Source organism: Pseudomonas syringae pv. cilantro (assembly GCF_001293775.1).
Classification (GTDB): Bacteria; Pseudomonadota; Gammaproteobacteria; order Pseudomonadales; family Pseudomonadaceae; genus Aquipseudomonas; species Aquipseudomonas syringae_P.
This window is the reverse complement of the sequence record NZ_LGLN01000024.1, coordinates 95,043-112,605: the sequence shown is the minus strand read 5'-3', so window position 1 is coordinate 112,605 and position 17,563 is coordinate 95,043. Positions and strand designations below refer to the sequence as shown.

The window sequence follows — 17,563 nt, the reverse complement described above, 5'->3', positions numbered from 1 at the left end:
GCAACGGCTTCACTCACTGTCCAGGTGCAGAGGGCTGATGACTTTACCATCCGGTTGGGCCTGACCCAGGCGGGCGTCGACGAAGTACACGCGAGCGTCTTCCAGCTTGCCCTTGTCCACCAGATAGTCCTTGATGCTGCTGGCCCTGCTCTGACCCAGTTCACGCAGCAATACCTCGTTGCCGCTCCAGAACTTGAGTACCGCAGCACGCATCTGGCTGGCACGTTGTTCCTTGCTCAGATTCGCCCATTCCGCAGGCGGTTGCTGTTTCAGACGCGTGCGGTAGATACCTTCCAGCATCGGCGCTTTTTCAGCGTCCGGGACCTCTATCAGGCCTGCCTTGGCCGGGACCTTGTCGCCACGGCGCTGGAGGATCTTGTAGTACGTGTACTGGTATTCACGCTCCAGTCGTTGTTGCGCGAGCAGCGGGCCGTCACTGCTGGCAGCGCTGGTACCTTCGATCTCCAGCTTGAGGTCGGGACGCGCCTTGAGAGCCGCCGAGAGCTTTTCCAGCGCGTTTTGGGTCTCGACCGACAATTCGCTGCTGCCCGGCGCGAAGCTTACGCTGCCGAGGTCTTCAGAGCTTCCGCCGGCCACCAGGCTGCCGAGCATCTTGAACGGCGCCTGTGCTGCGCGCAGCACCAGATTGCGCAGCGTTTGCCAGACAATCGGCATCACACTGAACTGCGGGTTGTTAAGGTCGCCTTCAATAGGCAGCTCAAGGGAGATCCGCCCCTGCGTGTCTTTGAGCAGTGCCACGGCCAGCCGGATAGGCAGGTCCAGCGCATCCGGGCTGTCGACCCGCTCACCCAGTTGCAATTGCTCGATCAACACCTTGTTCTGGGCTTTGAGCTGGCCTTTGGTAATCAGGTAATGCAGGTCGAGGTTGAGCCGGCCCTTGCGAATCCTGAAGCCTGCGAACTTCCCGGAGTAGGGCGTCAGGTTGGTCAGCTCGACACGTTTGAAGCTGGTGGTGATGTCGAGGCTGGCCATCGGGTCGAACGGATTGAGGCTGCCTTTGATGGTCACCGGTGCATAACGGTCGACCTTGCCTTGGATATCGACCGGGGCCGGGGTGGCCTTGCGGTTGTCGATGGTGCCGATGCGACCGTTGAGCTGCTGCACGGCCGTCGCGAAGTTGGGCGTCAGGGTCATGTCGGCAAAGTTGGCCGAGCCGTCCTTGATATTCACTTCGCCGACGTAGATTGCCAGCGGATTGTCTTTTTTGGCCTTGGGCTGCGCGTTGGCGGTTTTCGGCTTCGACGCGCTCTTGTCATCCGGTTGTGGGATCAGCAGGTCATCAACGTTGGTGGTACGGTCCTCGTTGATCATGAAGCGCGCATACGGCTGGCTCATGTTGACCTTGGCAATCGAGAGACCGGTGCCGTGCTGGTAGTCCAGCCCTTCCAGGTCGAGCTGCTGCCATTTGAGAAAGTCGCGCTGCTTGACGGTATCGAGGGTGTGCAGCTGGCTGACCTGCGCCTTGCCGGTGACGCTGAATGCCAGCGGCTCGGTGCTCTTCAGGTTGACTGCCAGGTCGCTGGCCAACATGCCGCTGCGCAGCTCGAGCAGAATGAACGGGCTGATGTAAGCCTGAGCAACCCGCAAGTCGATGTCACGGGTCGTCACGTTCAAACGCGCGCTGACCGGGTTCAGATTCACGTCGCCAGCGGCGGTCAGAGTGCCCTGTTTACCCAGCCGGGTGTCGAGCTTGAGGGTAAAAGGTGATGCGTTCAGACTGTCGAAATTCTGGATGTCGACGTTCAGCGGGCCGATATCCAGCGCCACGGGCTCCTTGGGGACGCGATCCGCCAGATGGACCGTGTAGTTACGCAGTTGCACATCGCGCAGCAGCACCTGCCACGGTTTGCCCGGCGTTGCCGGTTGAGCGCTGGCAGTGGCGGGAGCCGGCTCTGCGGCCTTGTCGTCCACCGCCGGTTTTTGCGGCGCTGCAGGCTTGCCCGGTTGAGGGGCAAACAGCTTCTGCCAGTCCAGTTGCCCGTCGCTTTCGCGTGCGGCCCAGGTTTCCAGCTTCTGGCTGCGAATCTTGCCCACCGTCACCCGCTGCTTCGCCAGATCAACCGACGTTTCGCTCACCTCCAGGCGTTGCAGGCGCACCAGCGGGCGTCCGTCAGGCGTGTTCAAGGCGAAGGGCGCGACGCTGGCCGACAGGTTGGTCAACTGGAGTTCGGTTTCCTTGGCCAGATTGAGTTTATAGGCGGTGCTGAAGTTGAGCACGCCATCCTCAAGCGCCAACGGCAACGCATCCCGAACATAGGGCCACCACAGCTTCATTTTGCCATCGGTGACTTTCAGCGTGCCCTCGGAGGCGATTGGCACCAGGCTGATGCGGCCCACCCAGTCGATCTGGCCGCCGTCGGGGCCCGCTGCCACCAGCGTCATGTCGGCATTGTCTTCGGGCAGGGTACTGAGGTTCTTCAGTTCGAAATTCAGGGCGTCGTAGAGAAATTCGATTGGCGCGCTGGGGCGCATGTCCTGGAAATGCACGTAACCGTCAGCCAGCTTGATCTCGCCAATGCGCAGCGGAAACGGCTTGCTCGGCGGCTCGTCCGCAGTCGGCTCACTGGCAGGCAGCTTGAACAATTGCGCCAGGTTGAGCTTGCCTTGCTTGTCGAACAACAGCTCGGTCTTGGGCTTGATCAGCTCGACGCGCTGCAAATGCACCGCGCGGGTCCAGAGGCTGTCGATCTGCAGGTTGGCGTAAAGCTTTTCGAACGCGATCTGTTCTTTGCCGGGCGTGCCGATGTTCAGGCCCCAGAGGGTCAGCTCCAGGGTGTAGGGGTTGAACTCCAGGCGTTCCAGTTTGGCGGGCACGGTCGAGTAGTTGGCGAGTTGTTGATTGGCGATTCGCAGAGCGACGCCGGGGAGGATGAAAAACCCCAACAGGCTGTAGAGCACGAGCACAGCCAGCACGGAGCCAAGTGTGTATTTCAATCCTCTGGACATGGGCAGCGACGTCTCTCTCTCTTTTGGAGGTCCTTGGAGTATGGCATGCCTGTTCGGTTCCTAAGGCGATGCCGCTCCGGTGTGTAGGAATTTTCATCATGTAAGTCAGCGGCTGATCAGGCCGCTGGATGGACCCGGCTGATCAGAGTTGCAGAATCAGGGTTTTCAATGGCGGTTGGCCGTCCTTCGACGGGAAGTCTGCGGCGGGGTGCATCATTTGCCAGTCCCGTACCGGACGACCCGCCTTGCTGGCGCAGCGCAGGACCTGCTCGCGCCAGTCCTGCATGCTGACCTTCGCCAGATTATTGCAGCAGATCAGCACGCCATCGTCTGCCGTGGTCAGCAGTGCAGGCTTGAGCAGGCTCTGATAATCGCGCAACAGATCGACGGTGCCGAACGCGCTTTTTGCCCAGGCGGGCGGGTCGAGCAGAACCAGATCGTATTGACGCTGATCGAGCTTTACATGGCTGGGCAGCTTCTGGCTGCGGCGGGCGGCGACCGGCAGGCCGGCGAGTTGGCGGATGGCCGGGAAGTAATCCGACTGGATGAATTGCATGGCCGGCAGCTGCGGGTTAAGCGCACCGTTTTCGCGGCCCACGGCGAGATTGCCCTCGGCAAAATCCAGATTGCAGACTTCGCTCGCGCCACCGGCTGCGGCGCTGAGACCGACGCCGCAGGTGTAGGCGAACAGGTTCAGCACGCTCTTGCCCGCGCTGTGCTGCTTGACCCAGCCGCGCGTGTTGCGCAGGTCGAGAAACAGCAGCGGGTCCTGCCCGGCATGCCGCCCGCGCACCCGATAATTGAGCCCCCACTCGTGACCGACATGGTCGGCCAGGGCCGCTTCGTCGGCCTTGTAAACAGCGTCCTGGCGATCTACCCGCGAGTTGCCTTGCGAGCGGTCGTTGTAGACCAGCAGCGTCTCCAGGCCCAGGTGCACGTTGACCTGCGCATGCAGTTCCAGCAGCGCGTCGCGCTCAAGGCAGGTGTGAAAACTCTGCACCAGCAATTGCGGGCCATAGCGGTCGATAGTCAGGCCGCTGGCGCCCTCCTGGCTGCCATGAAACAGGCGATAGCAGTCGGTGCCTTGCCGATGCAGCTCGGCAAGCAACGATTCACGGTTATCGAGGGCGACGCTGAGCGCCTGATTCAAAGAAGACATGCAAAGCGTCTCGGGCTGGAATAAAGGCGCGGGAGTTTAGCAGTTACCGGCTGTGCACGGTTTTTGAGTCTTCCTGATCCGCTGAATATCCGGCAGCGCTGTCACACAGCGCCAACATTGTCCTGCTAGGTTGCTGTTTTGCCTGTCAGCGAGGGGATAACCGTGAGCCAGTTCGATCTCAAGCGTCGCCGTGTCATCCAGGCCGTCGGAGCCGTGGGGGCCGGTCTGCTATTACCGGGTGTTGCGCCGGCGGTCATCGCCTCGGTGCAGGACCGTCCAAAAATGACTGATGGTGTCCAGTCCGGCGATGTGTTCGGCGACAAGGCGATCGTCTGGAGCCGCAGCGACCGGCCTTCGCGCATGGTGGTCGAGTGGGACACGCGCAGCATGTTTACCCAGCCACGACGTGTGGTCTCGGCGCTGGCGGACCAGCGCACTGACTTCACGGCGCGCGTCGAGCTGAGCGGATTGCCGGTCGATCAGGCGATTTTCTACCGTGTTTCGTTCGAGGATGCCCAAAGCGGTGTCGCCAGCGAACCCTGGTTCGGTCATTTGCGCAGCACGCCACAAGAGCGTCGGGACATCCGCTTTGTCTGGAGCGGCGATACGGTCGGGCAAGGTTACGGTATCAACCCCGACATCGGCGGCATGCGTATTTACGAAGCCATGCGCCTGCGCCTTCCGGACTTCTTTATCCACAGCGGCGACACCATTTACGCCGACAGCCCGGTGCCCGAGCAGCTCACCACAGAAGGCGGGCGGATCTGGCGCAACATCACCACCGAGGCGAAAAGCAAGGTGGCCGAGACGCTCGACGAATACCGCGGCAATTACCGCTACAACCTGATGGATGAAAACCTGCGCCGTTTCAGCGCCGAAGTGCCGCAGATCTGGCAGTGGGATGACCACGAGGTGACCAACAACTGGTCGCCGAGCAAGCAGCTCGATGACCGCTACAAGGTCAAGGACATCCAGCTGTTGTCTTCCCGCGCACGTCAGGCGTATCTGGAGTACGCGCCGCTGCGCTTGCAGGCAGCGGATAACGGCGGGCGCATTTATCGCAAGATTCCTTATGGGCCGATGCTCGACGTGTTCGTCCTCGACATGCGGAGTTATCGCGACGGCAACGATGCCAATCTGGCCGACAAGCCCGGTCCGACCACTGCCTTCATGGGCCGCGAACAACTGGACTGGCTCAAGCGCGAGCTCAACGGGTCGCGCGCGCAGTGGAAAGTGATCGCCGCCGACATGCCCATTGGTCTGGGCGTACCGGATGGCGAGGTGAGCCCCGGTGTTGCGCGTTGGGAGGCCATCGCCAATGGCAATGATGGTCCGGCGCTGGGGCGTGAACTGGAGGTTGCCGAGTTGCTGGGGTATCTGCGTGAGCAGAAAATTCGCGATTGCGTGTGGCTGACCGCCGATGTGCATTACTGCGCTGCGCACCACTATCAGCCGGATCGGGCGGTGTTTCAGGATTTCGATCCGTTCTGGGAGTTTGTGGCCGGGCCGCTGAATGCGGGCAGTTATGGCCCCAATGTGCTGGACAAGACGTTCGGCCCCGAGCTGGTGTTCCAGAAAGCGCCGCCTGCGCAGAACACCTCGCCGTTTGCGGGTTATCAGTTCTTCGGCGAAGTGAATATCGATGGGCAGAGCGGTGAGATGACGGTCGCTCTGCGCGATCTGGACGGCGTGTCGGTGTTCGAGCGCAAGTTGCAGCCGGTGAAAGAGGTCAATCGAATCGTCTGACAGGCAAAGGGCTGACGCTTCGCAGGCTTTCCTGAAAATCCTTGCAACATGCCCGGCATGGGTGGCTTATCATTAGCCACCTAATGATGGATCGGGTGCGTTGCATGTTGGCTATCTTTCTCGAAACCCTGAACATCACCGCCCCGGTGTTCGCCATGCTGTTCCTGGGCGTGTTGCTCAGGCGCATCGGCGCGATCAACGACGGGTTCATCGTGGCGGCCTCGGGGCTGGTGTTCAACGTCACCATGCCCGCGCTGCTGTTTCTGGGCATCATTCACGCCGATCTGCGCAGCGCACTGCAGCCCAAACTGCTGATTTTCTTCAGCGTGGCGACGCTGCTGAGTTTCGCGTTCGCCTGGCTCTGGGCCGTATGGCGCTGCCCGTATGCAGAGCGGGGGATCTACGTTCAGGGCGCGTTTCGCGGCAATAACGGCGTGATCGGTCTGGCACTGGCGGCCAGCATGTATGGCTCTTACGGCATTTCGCTGGGTGCCATTCTCGCGGCACTGGTTATCGTGTTCTATAACACGCTCTCGACCGTGGTGCTGGCGGTCTACAGCCCGGTGATCAAGTCCGACCCGTGGAGCATTTTCAAGAGCGTGCTGGCCAACCCGCTGATCATCAGTGTGATCGTGGCCTCGCCCTTCGCGTATTTCAGTATCGGTTTGCCCAAATGGCTGGAGACGTCCGGCAGCTATCTGGCACAGATGACCCTGCCGTTGGCGCTGATCTGTATTGGCGGCACGCTGTCGCTGGCGTCATTGCGCAAGAGCGGCAAGCTGGCCGTCAGTGCCAGCGTCATGAAAATGGTCGCGTTGCCAGTGCTTTGCACGCTGGCCGCCTGGCTGGCCGGCTTTCGCGGTGCGGAGCTGGGAATTCTGTTTCTGTATTTCGGCAGCCCGACCGCCGCCGCCAGCTACATCATGGCGCGCACGGCGGACGGCAATTACGAACTGGCGGCTGCAATCATCGTGATCACCACGCTGGCCGCCGCCGTCACCACCAATGTGGGCATTTTCATTCTGCAATGGGGCGGCTGGATCTAGTCCGGTTTCACGTAGCTGTCGATCACTTCCTGAGCGGCACGAAATGCATCGATGGCCGCAGGCACTCCGGCGTATACCGCGCAATGCAGCAGCGCTTCACGAATTTCTTCGACGGTGCAACCGTTGTTCAGTGCGCCCCGCACATGGCCTTTCAATTCTTGCGGGCATTTGAGCGCGGTGAGGGTGGCCAGGGTGATCAGGCTGCGGGTTTTCAGCGGCAAACCCTCACGACTCCAGACGCTGCCCCACGCGTGTTCGTTGACGAAATCCTGCAAGGGCTGGCTGAAATCGGTGGCGTTGCCCAGCGCACGGTCGACGTAGACATCGCCCATCACCTGGCGACGAATCTGCTCGCCTTCGCTGATCGTGTTGTCGGTCATGGCGTTTCTCCTCTGATCACTACGGATTGAAATCAGTGCTGGCGCCGCCACGCACGAATGGTGCCCCAGGCGACGATGATGCCCAATAGCGGCAGAACCAGCGTGAGCATCCAGCCTTCAAGCCTTTCAGCCAATGCCATGCCGGTGCTGATCGACACGATATGCAAGCCGTAGGTCAGGTACAACGCCAGCAGCAGCAAGCCTTCGATGCGGTCTATCCGGTAGCCGGAATAAAACAGCGGCACGCACAGCAATGCCACGCCCAGCATCACCGGCAGATCGAAAACCAGCGCATTGGGCGAGATCGTCAGCGGCATGGGGGCCACCAGAGCGGTCACGCCGAGTACCCCGAGCAGGTTGAACAGGTTGCTGCCAATCACGTTACCGACCGCGATGTCGCGTTCGCCGCGCAGTGCGGCGATCAGCGAGGCCATCAGTGCGGGCAGCGAGGTGCCGATAGCGATCACGGTCAGGCCGATAATGCGCTCGGAAAGCCCCAGATGGAGGGCGATCACTACCGAGGCATTGACCAGCAGATGCCCGCCAGCGGTCAGCATCAGCAAGCCGGCGGCGAGCATGAGCATGCGCGTAAGGGTGCGGGGCTTGTCCGTGATGTCGGCCTGGCCGTGGCGCGGACCATGACCGCCCTGACGCACGATGATGAACAGGCAAACCAGCAATCCGGCCAGCAGCACGACGCCGTCGAACGTGCTGAACTCGCCGTTCCACGACAGGCCGATCGCCAGCAGGCAGGCGCCGATCATCAACGGTATGTCGATGTGCAGCACTTGTCGCGCCACCCGCAACGGAATGATCAATGCGCACAGGCCAAGGATCACCAGCACGTTGAAGATGTTGCCGCCGATAACGCTGCCCACTGCGATGTCGGTGTTGTCCGAGAAGGCAGCTTGCAGGCTGACGGCCATTTGCGGAGCGCTGGTGCCCATCGCCACGACAGTCAGGCCGATGATCAACGGTCTGACCTTGAAGATCGCGGCCAGGTGCACCGCCGCGCGCACCGACAACTCCGCCCCGATCAGCAGCAGAAGAAAGCCGCCGAACATTTGAATGAGGGCGGGAGCGGGCAGGGCCGATAGCTGGAGAATACCGTGTGTCCTTAGTCGAGGGCCTGAACGCGAACGGGCGCAGTGCCGCTGCGCAGCATACCCAGTTGTTCGGCTGCTTCGCGAGAGACATCGATCAATCGGCCACGCGTGTGCGGCCCTCGGTCGTTGATGCGCACGACGACCGTTCGCTGATTGTCGAGGTTGGTCACCTTGACCCGCGTCCCGAAAGGTAATTGCCGGTGGGCGGCGGTCAGGGCATTTTGATTGAAGGATTCGCCGCTGGCAGTGCGATTGCCGTGATGGCGAGCGCCGTAATAGGCGGCGGTGCCGGTTTCATCATAACCGTGAGGGTCAATGATGTGATTGGCGCAGCCAGCCAGCAAGGTCAGCAGGCTGCTGGCAAGAAGAAGTCGGCGCATGGATGGGGTCCTGGGTGCCAGTGGGGTTGAGTTCTGCAAGATCTACCTGACGCTCGTGCCAATGCTCTGCGTTATATACAAAACCTGTGGGAGCGAGCTTGCTCGCGAATAGGTCGGTACAGCCCCAAGAGACAGGGCGCTTTGACATAGTCTTCGTGAGCAAGCGAAGCGTCGCCCGTCTCACTCCCACAGGGATCTGCAGTCCGCTTGGTGCTACGGTTTCAGACCCATTTTCCCGGCCTATAGAGACTCATGCATGGCGATGAGTCCGGCGCTTGGGACGATCAACCCTCCAGCTTGGCCTTCAGCAGTTCATTGACCTGCTGCGGGTTGGCTTTGCCTTTGGAGGCTTTCATGGCCTGGCCGACGAAGAAGCCAAACATCTTGCCGCGCTTGATTTCATCAGCAGCCCGATACTGTTCGACCTGTTCTGCATTGGCCGCCAGCACTTCGTCGAGCATCGATTCAATGGCACCGCTGTCGGTCACCTGCTTCAGGCCGCGTTTCTCGATGACTTCATCGGCGCTGCCTTCACCATTGGCCATCGCTTCGAAGACCATTTTTGCGATCTTGCCCGAGATGGTGTTGTCGGTGATGCGCTTGAGCATGCCGCCCAGTTGCTCGGCGCTGACTGGCGATTGCTCGATCTCGACACCCTGCTTGTTCAACAAGCTGCCCAGTTCGACCATGACCCAGTTGGCCGCCAGCTTGGCATCGCCGCTGATGCTGACCACTTTTTCGAAATAGTCGGCCTGCTCGCGGCTCGAAGCCAGCACGCTGGCGTCGTAGGTCGACAAGCCGAACTGGCTCTGGAAGCGCTCGCGTTTCTGTGGCGGCAGTTCCGGCAGCGTGGCGCGGGTTTCTTCCAGGAACGAATCCTCGATGATCACCGGCAACAGGTCAGGATCGGGGAAGTAACGGTAGTCGTTGGCTTCCTCCTTGCTGCGCATGGCGCGGGTTTCATTGGTGTTCGGGTCGTACAGACGCGTCTGCTGGATAACCTTGCCACCGTCTTCGATCAGATCGATCTGACGCTGGATTTCGCTGTTGATCGCCTTCTCGATGAAGCGGAACGAGTTGACGTTCTTGATCTCGCAGCGGGTGCCGAACTCGACCTGGCCTTTAGGGCGAATCGACACGTTGCAGTCGCAGCGCAGTGACCCTTCGGCCATGTTGCCGTCGCAGATGCCCAGGTAACGGACGATCGCGTGGATGGCTTTGACGTAGGCGACGGCTTCCTTGGCGCTGCGCATGTCCGGCTCGGAAATGATCTCCAGCAGCGGCGTGCCGGCGCGGTTCAGGTCGATACCGGTCATGCCCTGGAAGTCTTCGTGCAGGCTCTTGCCTGCGTCTTCTTCCAGGTGCGCGCGGGTGATGCCAATGCGCTTGACCGTGCCGTCTTCCAGGGTGATGTCCAGGTGGCCTTTGCCAACAATCGGCAATTCCATCTGGCTGATCTGATAACCCTTGGGCAGGTCAGGGTAAAAGTAGTTCTTGCGGGCAAACACGTTGTGCTGACCGATTTCGGCGTCCACCGCCAGGCCGAACTTGACGGCCATGCGTACGGCCTCCTTGTTCAGCACCGGCAACACGCCCGGCATGCCCAGATCGACCAGGCTGGCCTGGGTGTTGGGCTCGGAGCCGAACGTGGTGGCGCTGCCGGAAAAAATCTTTGATTGGGTCGAAAGCTGGGTATGAATCTCCAGCCCGATGACGACTTCCCATTGCATGTGTTTCTCCTCAGAAGCCTTCAGGTGCGCGAGTGTGCCAGTCAGTGACTTGCTGATACTGATGCGCCACATTCAAGAGACGGCCTTCCTGAAAATACGGGGCGAGCAATTGCACGCCGACCGGCAGACCATCGACAAAGCCCGCTGGCATCGACAAGCCCGGCAGGCCCGCCAGGTTGGCGGTAATGGTGTAGAAGTCTTCCAGGTATTCGGCAATCGGATCGTTGGTCTTGGCGCCGATTTTCCAAGCCGGGTTGGGCGTGGTCGGGCCGAGAATCACGTCGACGTCGGCGAATGCGCTCATGAAGTCGTTCTTGATCAGGCGACGGATTTTCTGCGCCTGCAAGTAATAGGCGTCGTAATAGCCCGCCGACAGCGCGTAGGCGCCGACCATGATGCGTCGCTGAACTTCCGGGCCAAAGCCTTCGGCGCGTGAGCGCTTGTACAGGTCGGTCAGGTCTTTCGGGTCTTCGCAACGGTAGCCGAAGCGCACACCGTCGAAGCGCGACAGGTTGGACGAGGCCTCTGCCGGCGCGATGACGTAATAGGCCGGAATGGCGTGTTGCAGGTTTGGCAGGCTGACTTCCTTGACGACTGCACCGAGCTTTTCCAGCTCCTTGACGCTTTCATGCACCAGCTGCGCGATGCGCGGGTCGAGGCCGGCGCTGAAATATTCTTTCGGCACCCCGATACGCAGGCCCTTGAGCGAGGTATTGAGGCTGGCGGAATAGTCCGGGACCGGCTCGTCGATGCTGGTGGAATCCTGCGGATCGAAACCGGCCATACCTTGCAGCAGCAGGGCACAGTCTTCAGCAGTACGGGCCATGGGGCCGGCCTGATCGAGGCTGGACGCGTAGGCAATCATGCCCCAGCGCGAGACGCGGCCATAGGTTGGCTTGAGGCCGGTGAGGTTGGTCAGCGCCGCCGGCTGGCGAATCGAGCCGCCGGTGTCAGTACCGGTTGCGGCGGGCAGCAGGCGGGCAGCGACAGCCGCAGCCGAACCGCCAGAAGAGCCGCCGGGCACGCATTCGAGGTTCCACGGGTTTTTCACCGCGCCGTAATGGCTGGATTCGTTGGCCGACCCCATGGCGAATTCGTCCATATTGGTCTTGCCCAGCGTGACGGTGCCCGCCGAGGCCAGCCGCGACACGACGGTGGCGTCGTAGGGCGCCTTGAAATTGTCGAGCATCAGCGAGCCGCAGCTGGTACGGATGCCCTGCGTGCAGAACAGGTCCTTGTGCGCCAGCGGGGCGCCGAGCAGCGGGCCGTTTTCACCGGCGGCGCGGCGTGCGTCTGCCGCCTGGGCCTGAGTGATGGCCAGGTCTTCGGTGAGGCTGATGAAGCTGTTGAGCTGCGGATCGAGCTGTGCGATGCGCGACAGCAGGACACGGGTCAGCTCTTCAGAAGAGAACTTTTTATCGGCGAGTCCGCGAGCGATCTCGGCCAGAGTCATTTGATGCATGCAGGCGCTTTCCCTTACTCGATGACTTTCGGAACCAGATACAGACCGTCCTGGACCGCAGGTGCGATGGCTTGGTAAGTATCGCGGCGATTTCGTTCGGTAACGGCGTCTTCGCGCAGGCGCTGGGTCGCTTCCAGCGGGTGAGCCAGAGGTTCGATGCCTGCAGTGTCGACCGCCTGCATCTGGTCGACCAGACCGAGAATGCTGTTCAGTGCTTCGGTAGTACGCGGGATATCGGCGTCATTAAGGCCCAGTCGAGCCAGATGAGCGATCTTTTCCACGTCGGAGCGTTCAAGCGCCATGGGGTATCTCCAGTGGAATGCTGACGGATTTGCATTGTTGCCAATTGCGGAACACTATCGCGTTATTGCTGTCTCAAGCCGCTAACGCGGAGAATGGTGTTCGGAAAACCGCCAATTTAGCATATTGGCTCCTTGCCCAAAATCCCTGTCGTTGTTAGAGTTTGCCGCACTTTTTTTACCACGCGTTCCCTAGGGTCCCTTTCCCATGTTCAAGAAACTGCGTGGCATGTTTTCCAGTGATCTATCCATCGACCTGGGCACTGCCAACACCCTTATTTACGTGCGTGAGCGCGGTATCGTCCTGAATGAACCCTCTGTCGTTGCCATTCGTACTCACGGCAACCAGAAGAGTGTCGTAGCTGTCGGTACCGAAGCCAAGCGCATGCTGGGCCGTACTCCAGGCAACATTGCAGCGATTCGTCCCATGAAAGACGGCGTTATTGCCGATTTCAGTGTCTGCGAAAAAATGTTGCAGTACTTCATCAACAAGGTCCACGAAAACAGCTTTCTGCAGCCCAGCCCTCGGGTGCTGATCTGCGTTCCATGCAAATCCACTCAGGTTGAGCGTCGCGCAATTCGCGAGTCGGCCCTGGGCGCAGGTGCGCGTGAAGTCTTCCTGATCGAAGAGCCAATGGCCGCAGCGATCGGTGCCGGTCTGCCGGTGGAAGAAGCTCGCGGTTCGATGGTTGTCGACATCGGCGGCGGCACCACCGAGATCGCTCTGATCTCCCTGAACGGCATTGTCTACGCCGAATCCGTGCGAGTGGGCGGCGACCGTTTCGACGAAGCGATCATCACCTACGTGCGTCGTAACTACGGCAGCCTGATCGGTGAGTCCACTGCCGAGCGCATCAAGCAGGAAATCGGCACCGCCTACCCGGGCGGCGAAGTGCGCGAAGTCGACGTTCGTGGCCGTAACCTGGCGGAAGGCGTGCCACGTGCGTTCACCCTGAACTCCAACGAAGTGCTCGAAGCGCTTCAGGAGTCGCTGGCGACCATCGTTCAGGCGGTCAAGAGCGCTCTGGAGCAATCGCCGCCGGAACTCGCTTCGGACATCGCCGAGCGTGGCCTGGTGCTGACCGGTGGTGGCGCGTTGTTGCGTGATCTGGACAAACTGCTCGCTCAGGAAACCGGTCTGCCGGTGATCGTTGCCGAAGACCCGCTGACCTGCGTAGCGCGTGGCGGTGGCCGTGCGCTGGAAATGATGGATAAGCACACCATGGACCTGCTCTCCAGCGAGTAAATCGCCGGGGTGCCGTTCACGGAGTCTTTTGTATGCAGGTAGCGTATGTGCTACCTGTATGCGTCAGGCTGACGCCGAAACAGGCTGCCTATCTCTTTCATTTGTCCAGGCCGGTTCCATAGCGCATGAATAACAGCCCATTGAAGCTCGATCCCGTGATCGCATGCCCCGTAGGAGCGGCCTATTAAACCGCTCTTCGCAAAAGGCCCTTCGCTGGGCGTACGTCTGCTGGTGCTGGCCGTTCTGTCGGTTGCGTTGATGGTTGTCGACGCCCGTTTTACGATCCTCAAGCCCGTGCGCAGCCAGATGTCCATGGTGCTCATGCAGTCCTACTGGATTGTCGATCTGCCACAACGTTTGTATCAAGGCGTTGCCAGCCAGTTCGGCAGCCGTACCGAACTGATCGCCGAGAACGAAAAACTCAAGACCGAAGCCCTGCTCCTGCAAGGCCGCCTGCAAAAACTGGCGGCCCTGACCGAGCAAAACGTTCGGCTGCGCGAGTTGCTGAACTCTTCGGCGCTGGTCAATGAGAAAGTCGAGGTCGCCGAGCTGATCGGCATGGACCCGAACCCCTTTACTCACCGGATTATCATCAATAAAGGCGAGCGCGACGGCGTTGTACTGGGGCAGCCGGTACTCGATGCCCGTGGCCTGATGGGCCAGGTCGTTGAGCTGATGCCCTACACCTCGCGCGTCTTGCTGCTGACGGATACCACGCACAGCATTCCGGTTCAGGTGAATCGCAACGGCCTGCGCGCTATTGCCAGCGGCACCGGTAACCCGGAGCGTCTGGAGCTTCGCCATGTGGCAGATACGGCGGACATCAAGGAAGGCGATCTGCTGGTCAGTTCCGGTCTCGGTCAGCGTTTTCCGGCCGGTTATCCGGTGGCGACGGTCAAGGAAGTCATCCACGATTCCGGTCAGCCGTTCGCCATTGTCCGCGCTGTGCCGACGGCTGCGCTGAATCGCAGCCGTTATCTGCTGCTGGTGTTCTCCGATGGTCGCTCCCCGGAAGAGCGTGCCGCCGATGCCGCGCAGGCGCAGGAATCGATTGAAAAGGGCATCGAGCCCACCGTGATGGCAACGCTGCCGCCGCCAACACCGGCATTCCCGATGTGGCCGCAAGCGACCATTCCGGTATTTCCAGGGGCTGCGATCATCCATAAACCCGCTTCTCAGGCGACGACGCCAGCGCCTGCCGCGCCTGCTGCGACGCCGGTCAAACCGGCTCGTCCAGCGTCCCGTCCCGCCGCGTCGCAGCCGCCTGCGTCCATCCCTTCCACTGCTCGGGAGCCAATTGATGGTTAGTCATGTCTCCGGGCGCAATGGCTGGGTTGTCTGGCTGACTTTTGCAATCGGCCTGTTGCTGAGCGTTTCGCCGTTGCCGCAGTTCATGGAAATCTTTCGCCCCTTGTGGCTGGCCCTGCTGCTGACCTTCTGGGTGCTGGCATTGCCGCACAAGTACGGGATGACCACCGCGTGGGTTCTGGGCCTGATGGAGGATGTGCTGTACGGCACGCTGCTCGGTCAGAATGCGTTGATCCTCAGCCTGATTACCTTTCTGGTGATGTCCCTGCAACAGCGCCTGCGCATGTTCCCGATGTGGCAGCAATGTCTGGTGTTGCTGGTGATATTCGGTCTGGCGCAGCTTGCGCAACTGTGGCTCAGTGCCCTGACCGGAAATCGTCAGCCGACTCTGGCGCTGGTGTTGCCCGCGCTGGTCAGTGCGTTGCTGTGGCCTTGGGTCAGTTACGGTCTGCGTGGATTGCGCAAACGTTTGAAAATCAATTAAGCGCAAGGTGAGCGCTGCACCCTGAGAGGGCTTGCGCGTTAACCGTCACCGACACGGAGATGTCCTTATGCCCTCGCTCTATCTGGCTTCCGGCTCACCGCGCCGTCGCGAACTTCTGACTCAGATCGGCGTGCCCTTCGCTGTGTTGAGCACGCAGATCGATGAAACCCCTTTCGACCACGAAACCCCGGCCGCCTATGTCGAGCGTCTTGCGCTGGGCAAGGCTCAGGCGGGCCTGTCGTTGGTGCAGGCTGATCAGCATGGCTGCGTGATGGGCGCGGACACCGCCGTGGTGCTGGACGGGCGAATTCTTGGCAAACCGGTCGATGAAGCGGACGCGCTGAGCATGTTGACGGCCTTGTCGGGGCGCGAACACGACGTCATGACGGCCGTTGCGCTCATCAATCGGCAGCGCAGCGAAACCTGTGTGGTGACCAGCCGCGTTCGCTTTCGCGAGATTCAGCTGCATGAGGCGCAAGCCTACTGGGCCAGCGGCGAGCCTGTCGACAAAGCGGGCGGCTATGCCATTCAAGGCCTGGCGGCAATTTTCGTCCAAGGCTTGCAGGGCAGCTATTCTGGGGTGGTTGGTCTGCCTCTGTGTGAAACCGCAGAATTGCTCGGCCGTTTCGGCATACCCTGCTGGCAACGCCTGGAAGGTGACAAGTCATGAGTGAAGAGATTCTGATCAACATCACCCCGATGGAATCGCGGGTGGCAGTGGTCGAAAACGGTGTGCTGCAAGAGGTGCATGTCGAGCGCACCCAGCGTCGCGGCATCGTCGGCAATATCTACAAGGGCAAGGTCGTGCGGGTGCTGCCCGGCATGCAGGCGGCGTTCATCGACATCGGTCTGGACCGCGCAGCGTTTATTCACGCCTCGGAAATCTCCATGCGTGAAGGGCCTGCGGTCGAGAGTATCGCGTCGCTGGTGCATGACGGGCAAAGTCTGGTGGTTCAGGTCACCAAGGACCCGATCGGCAGCAAGGGCGCCCGGCTGACCACGCAGTTGTCGATCCCGTCGCGTTATCTGGTGTACATGCCGCGCACTGCGCACGTGGGCATTTCCCTGAAGATCGAGGACGAAGCCGAGCGCGAGCGGCTCAAGAAAGTGGTCAGCGATTGCGTGGCGCTGGAAGGCATCAAGGAGGCCGGGGGCTTTATTTTGCGCACCGCTGCCGAAGGCGCCGGTGCCGATGAAATCCTCATGGACATCCGCTACCTGCGCAGGCTCTGGGACCAGATCGGCGAGCAGATCAAGACCGTCAGCCCGCCCACTGTCATTTACGAAGATCTCGGCCTGGCGCTGCGCACCTTGCGTGACCTGGTCAGCCCGCGCATCGAGAAGATCCGTATCGATTCACGGGAAACCTTCCAGAAAACCACCCAGTTTGTCGCGGAGCTGATGCCCGAAATTGCCGACCGGCTCGAGCATTACCCTGGCGAGCGACCGATTTTCGACCTGTACGGCGTCGAAGACGAAATCCAGAAAGCCCTTGAGCGCAAAGTGCCGCTCAAGTCTGGCGGCTATCTGGTCATCGACCCGGCCGAGGCCATGAGCACCATCGATGTGAACACCGGGGCGTTCGTCGGCCACCGGAACCTGGAAGAGACCATCTTCAAGACCAACCTGGAAGCGGCGATCGCGATTGCCCGCCAACTGCGCCTGCGTAATCTGGGCGGCATCATCATCATCGATTTTATCGACATGGAAGACGGCGAGCATCAGCGTCAGGTGCTGCGGACCCTGGAAAAACAGCTGGAACGCGATCACGCCAAGACCAACATCATCGGCATCACCGAGCTGGGGCTGGTGCAGATGACGCGCAAGCGCACCCGTGAAAGCCTTGAGCAAGTGCTGTGCGAGCCGTGTCATTGCTGTGCAGGACGCGGCAAGCTGAAAACTCCCGAGACCATCTGTTACGAAATCTTCCGCGAGATTTTGCGCGAGGCCAGGGCCTATCAGGCAGTCGGCTATCGGGTGCTGGCCAGCCAGCGCGTGGTCGACAGGCTGCTCGACGAAGAGTCTGGCAATGTGGCGGAACTGGAGAGCTTTATCGGACGAACCATCCGTTTTCAGGTAGAAACCATGTACTCGCAGGAACAATACGACGTCGTCCTGCTCTGAGGTTGCTGGCCGCAGGGAAATGTAGACGACTGGCGCCCGACGGGTTTCTGGCAGGTATGCCGTTTATTGAGAATGATGCGTGGCGAACGAGCACAACCTGAACCTGACTGCACCTGCCGACCCGAG

Annotated in this window: 15 protein-coding genes; 7 read left to right on the top strand and 8 right to left on the bottom strand. The window is 60.7% G+C overall.

Annotated features, from left to right (window positions below):
* Positions 1-9: 9 nt before the first annotated feature.
* Both ABJ99_RS04720 and ABJ99_RS04715 read right to left on the bottom strand, forming a co-directional pair.
* Positions 10-2,967: a DUF748 domain-containing protein gene (locus ABJ99_RS04720; protein ID WP_054084814.1), complete on the bottom strand. Its 2,958-nt coding sequence runs from the start codon at positions 2,965-2,967 to the stop codon at positions 10-12.
* 142 nt (positions 2,968-3,109) lie between these two features.
* On the bottom strand, positions 3,110-4,126 hold the full coding sequence (locus ABJ99_RS04715) for a class I SAM-dependent rRNA methyltransferase (RefSeq protein WP_054084813.1): 1,017 nt from the start codon (positions 4,124-4,126) through the stop codon (positions 3,110-3,112).
* Positions 4,127-4,288: 162 nt separating this feature from the next.
* On the opposite strand from ABJ99_RS04715, the gene ABJ99_RS04710 reads away from it, so the two are divergent.
* A complete protein-coding gene (locus ABJ99_RS04710; RefSeq protein ID WP_054084812.1) occupies positions 4,289-5,872 on the top strand; it encodes an alkaline phosphatase D family protein in 1,584 nt (527 codons plus the stop codon).
* A 104-nt stretch (positions 5,873-5,976) separates the two neighbouring features.
* Positions 5,977-6,918 carry an AEC family transporter gene (locus ABJ99_RS04705; protein WP_054084811.1) on the top strand — a complete coding sequence of 314 codons (942 nt, stop codon included), beginning with the start codon at positions 5,977-5,979 and terminating at the stop codon, positions 6,916-6,918.
* Here the strand turns inward: ABJ99_RS04705 and ABJ99_RS04700 are convergent.
* The 6 genes from ABJ99_RS04700 to gatC form a co-directional block, all read right to left on the bottom strand.
* Positions 6,915-7,298, bottom strand: coding sequence for a carboxymuconolactone decarboxylase family protein (locus tag ABJ99_RS04700; RefSeq protein ID WP_054084810.1), 384 nt, complete (start codon positions 7,296-7,298; stop codon positions 6,915-6,917). The two genes, ABJ99_RS04705 and ABJ99_RS04700, sit on opposite strands and share 4 nt — an antisense overlap.
* A 32-nt stretch (positions 7,299-7,330) precedes the next feature.
* Positions 7,331-8,362 carry a calcium/sodium antiporter gene (locus tag ABJ99_RS04695; protein WP_054084809.1) on the bottom strand — a complete coding sequence of 344 codons (1,032 nt, stop codon included), beginning with the start codon at positions 8,360-8,362 and terminating at the stop codon, positions 7,331-7,333.
* A 53-nt stretch (positions 8,363-8,415) separates the two neighbouring features.
* Positions 8,416-8,784, bottom strand: coding sequence for a septal ring lytic transglycosylase RlpA family protein (locus ABJ99_RS04690; protein WP_007249010.1), 369 nt, complete (start codon positions 8,782-8,784; stop codon positions 8,416-8,418).
* A 284-nt stretch (positions 8,785-9,068) separates the two neighbouring features.
* Complete coding sequence (gene gatB / locus ABJ99_RS04685; RefSeq protein ID WP_054084808.1) at positions 9,069-10,514, bottom strand: Asp-tRNA(Asn)/Glu-tRNA(Gln) amidotransferase subunit GatB; 1,446 nt, start codon at positions 10,512-10,514, stop codon at positions 9,069-9,071.
* A gap of 10 nt (positions 10,515-10,524) precedes the next feature.
* The gene (gene gatA / locus ABJ99_RS04680; protein ID WP_054084807.1) at positions 10,525-11,976 is read right to left on the bottom strand and encodes an Asp-tRNA(Asn)/Glu-tRNA(Gln) amidotransferase subunit GatA; all 1,452 of its coding nucleotides are present in this window, start codon (positions 11,974-11,976) and stop codon (positions 10,525-10,527) included.
* A 14-nt stretch (positions 11,977-11,990) separates the two neighbouring features.
* Positions 11,991-12,278 (bottom strand): Asp-tRNA(Asn)/Glu-tRNA(Gln) amidotransferase subunit GatC, encoded by a 288-nt coding sequence (gene gatC, locus ABJ99_RS04675; RefSeq protein ID WP_003400217.1) that lies wholly within the window; start codon positions 12,276-12,278, stop codon positions 11,991-11,993.
* Positions 12,279-12,483: 205 nt separating this feature from the next.
* Here gatC and mreB point away from each other — a divergent pair, with 205 nt between their 5' ends.
* From mreB to rng, 5 genes are all read left to right on the top strand, one after another.
* Positions 12,484-13,521, top strand: a complete 1,038-nt coding sequence (mreB, locus tag ABJ99_RS04670; protein WP_007249007.1) for a rod shape-determining protein MreB — start codon at positions 12,484-12,486, stop codon at positions 13,519-13,521.
* Between the two features lie 231 nt (positions 13,522-13,752).
* Positions 13,753-14,829 carry a rod shape-determining protein MreC gene (gene mreC, locus ABJ99_RS04665; RefSeq protein WP_054084806.1) on the top strand — a complete coding sequence of 359 codons (1,077 nt, stop codon included), beginning with the start codon at positions 13,753-13,755 and terminating at the stop codon, positions 14,827-14,829.
* Positions 14,822-15,313: a rod shape-determining protein MreD gene (mreD, locus tag ABJ99_RS04660; RefSeq protein WP_054084805.1), complete on the top strand. Its 492-nt coding sequence runs from the start codon at positions 14,822-14,824 to the stop codon at positions 15,311-15,313. Before mreC ends, mreD begins: the two co-directional genes overlap by 8 nt.
* 67 nt (positions 15,314-15,380) lie before the next feature.
* On the top strand, positions 15,381-15,983 hold the full coding sequence (locus ABJ99_RS04655) for a Maf family protein (protein ID WP_054084804.1): 603 nt from the start codon (positions 15,381-15,383) through the stop codon (positions 15,981-15,983).
* Positions 15,980-17,437 carry a ribonuclease G gene (rng, locus tag ABJ99_RS04650; RefSeq protein ID WP_054084803.1) on the top strand — a complete coding sequence of 486 codons (1,458 nt, stop codon included), beginning with the start codon at positions 15,980-15,982 and terminating at the stop codon, positions 17,435-17,437. Before ABJ99_RS04655 ends, rng begins: the two co-directional genes overlap by 4 nt.
* Positions 17,438-17,563 lie beyond the last annotated feature (126 nt).

Bases quoted from the DNA above. Each gene is read 5' to 3' on its own strand.
- ABJ99_RS04720 (WP_054084814.1), bottom strand. From the start codon at position 2,967: ATGTCCAGAGGATTGAAATACACACTTGGCTCCGTGCTGGCTGTGCTC.
- ABJ99_RS04715 (WP_054084813.1), bottom strand. From the start codon at position 4,126: ATGTCTTCTTTGAATCAGGCGCTCAGCGTCGCCCTCGATAACCGTGAA.
- ABJ99_RS04705 (WP_054084811.1), top strand. From the start codon at position 5,977: ATGTTGGCTATCTTTCTCGAAACCCTGAACATCACCGCCCCGGTGTTC.
- ABJ99_RS04700 (WP_054084810.1), bottom strand. From the start codon at position 7,298: ATGACCGACAACACGATCAGCGAAGGCGAGCAGATTCGTCGCCAGGTG.
- ABJ99_RS04695 (WP_054084809.1), bottom strand. From the start codon at position 8,362: ATGTTCGGCGGCTTTCTTCTGCTGCTGATCGGGGCGGAGTTGTCGGTG.
- ABJ99_RS04690 (WP_007249010.1), bottom strand. From the start codon at position 8,784: ATGCGCCGACTTCTTCTTGCCAGCAGCCTGCTGACCTTGCTGGCTGGC.
- gatB (WP_054084808.1), bottom strand. From the start codon at position 10,514: ATGCAATGGGAAGTCGTCATCGGGCTGGAGATTCATACCCAGCTTTCG.
- gatA (WP_054084807.1), bottom strand. From the start codon at position 11,976: ATGCATCAAATGACTCTGGCCGAGATCGCTCGCGGACTCGCCGATAAA.
- gatC (WP_003400217.1), bottom strand. From the start codon at position 12,278: ATGGCGCTTGAACGCTCCGACGTGGAAAAGATCGCTCATCTGGCTCGA.
- mreB (WP_007249007.1), top strand. From the start codon at position 12,484: ATGTTCAAGAAACTGCGTGGCATGTTTTCCAGTGATCTATCCATCGAC.
- mreD (WP_054084805.1), top strand. From the start codon at position 14,822: ATGGTTAGTCATGTCTCCGGGCGCAATGGCTGGGTTGTCTGGCTGACT.
- ABJ99_RS04655 (WP_054084804.1), top strand. From the start codon at position 15,381: ATGCCCTCGCTCTATCTGGCTTCCGGCTCACCGCGCCGTCGCGAACTT.
- rng (WP_054084803.1), top strand. From the start codon at position 15,980: ATGAGTGAAGAGATTCTGATCAACATCACCCCGATGGAATCGCGGGTG.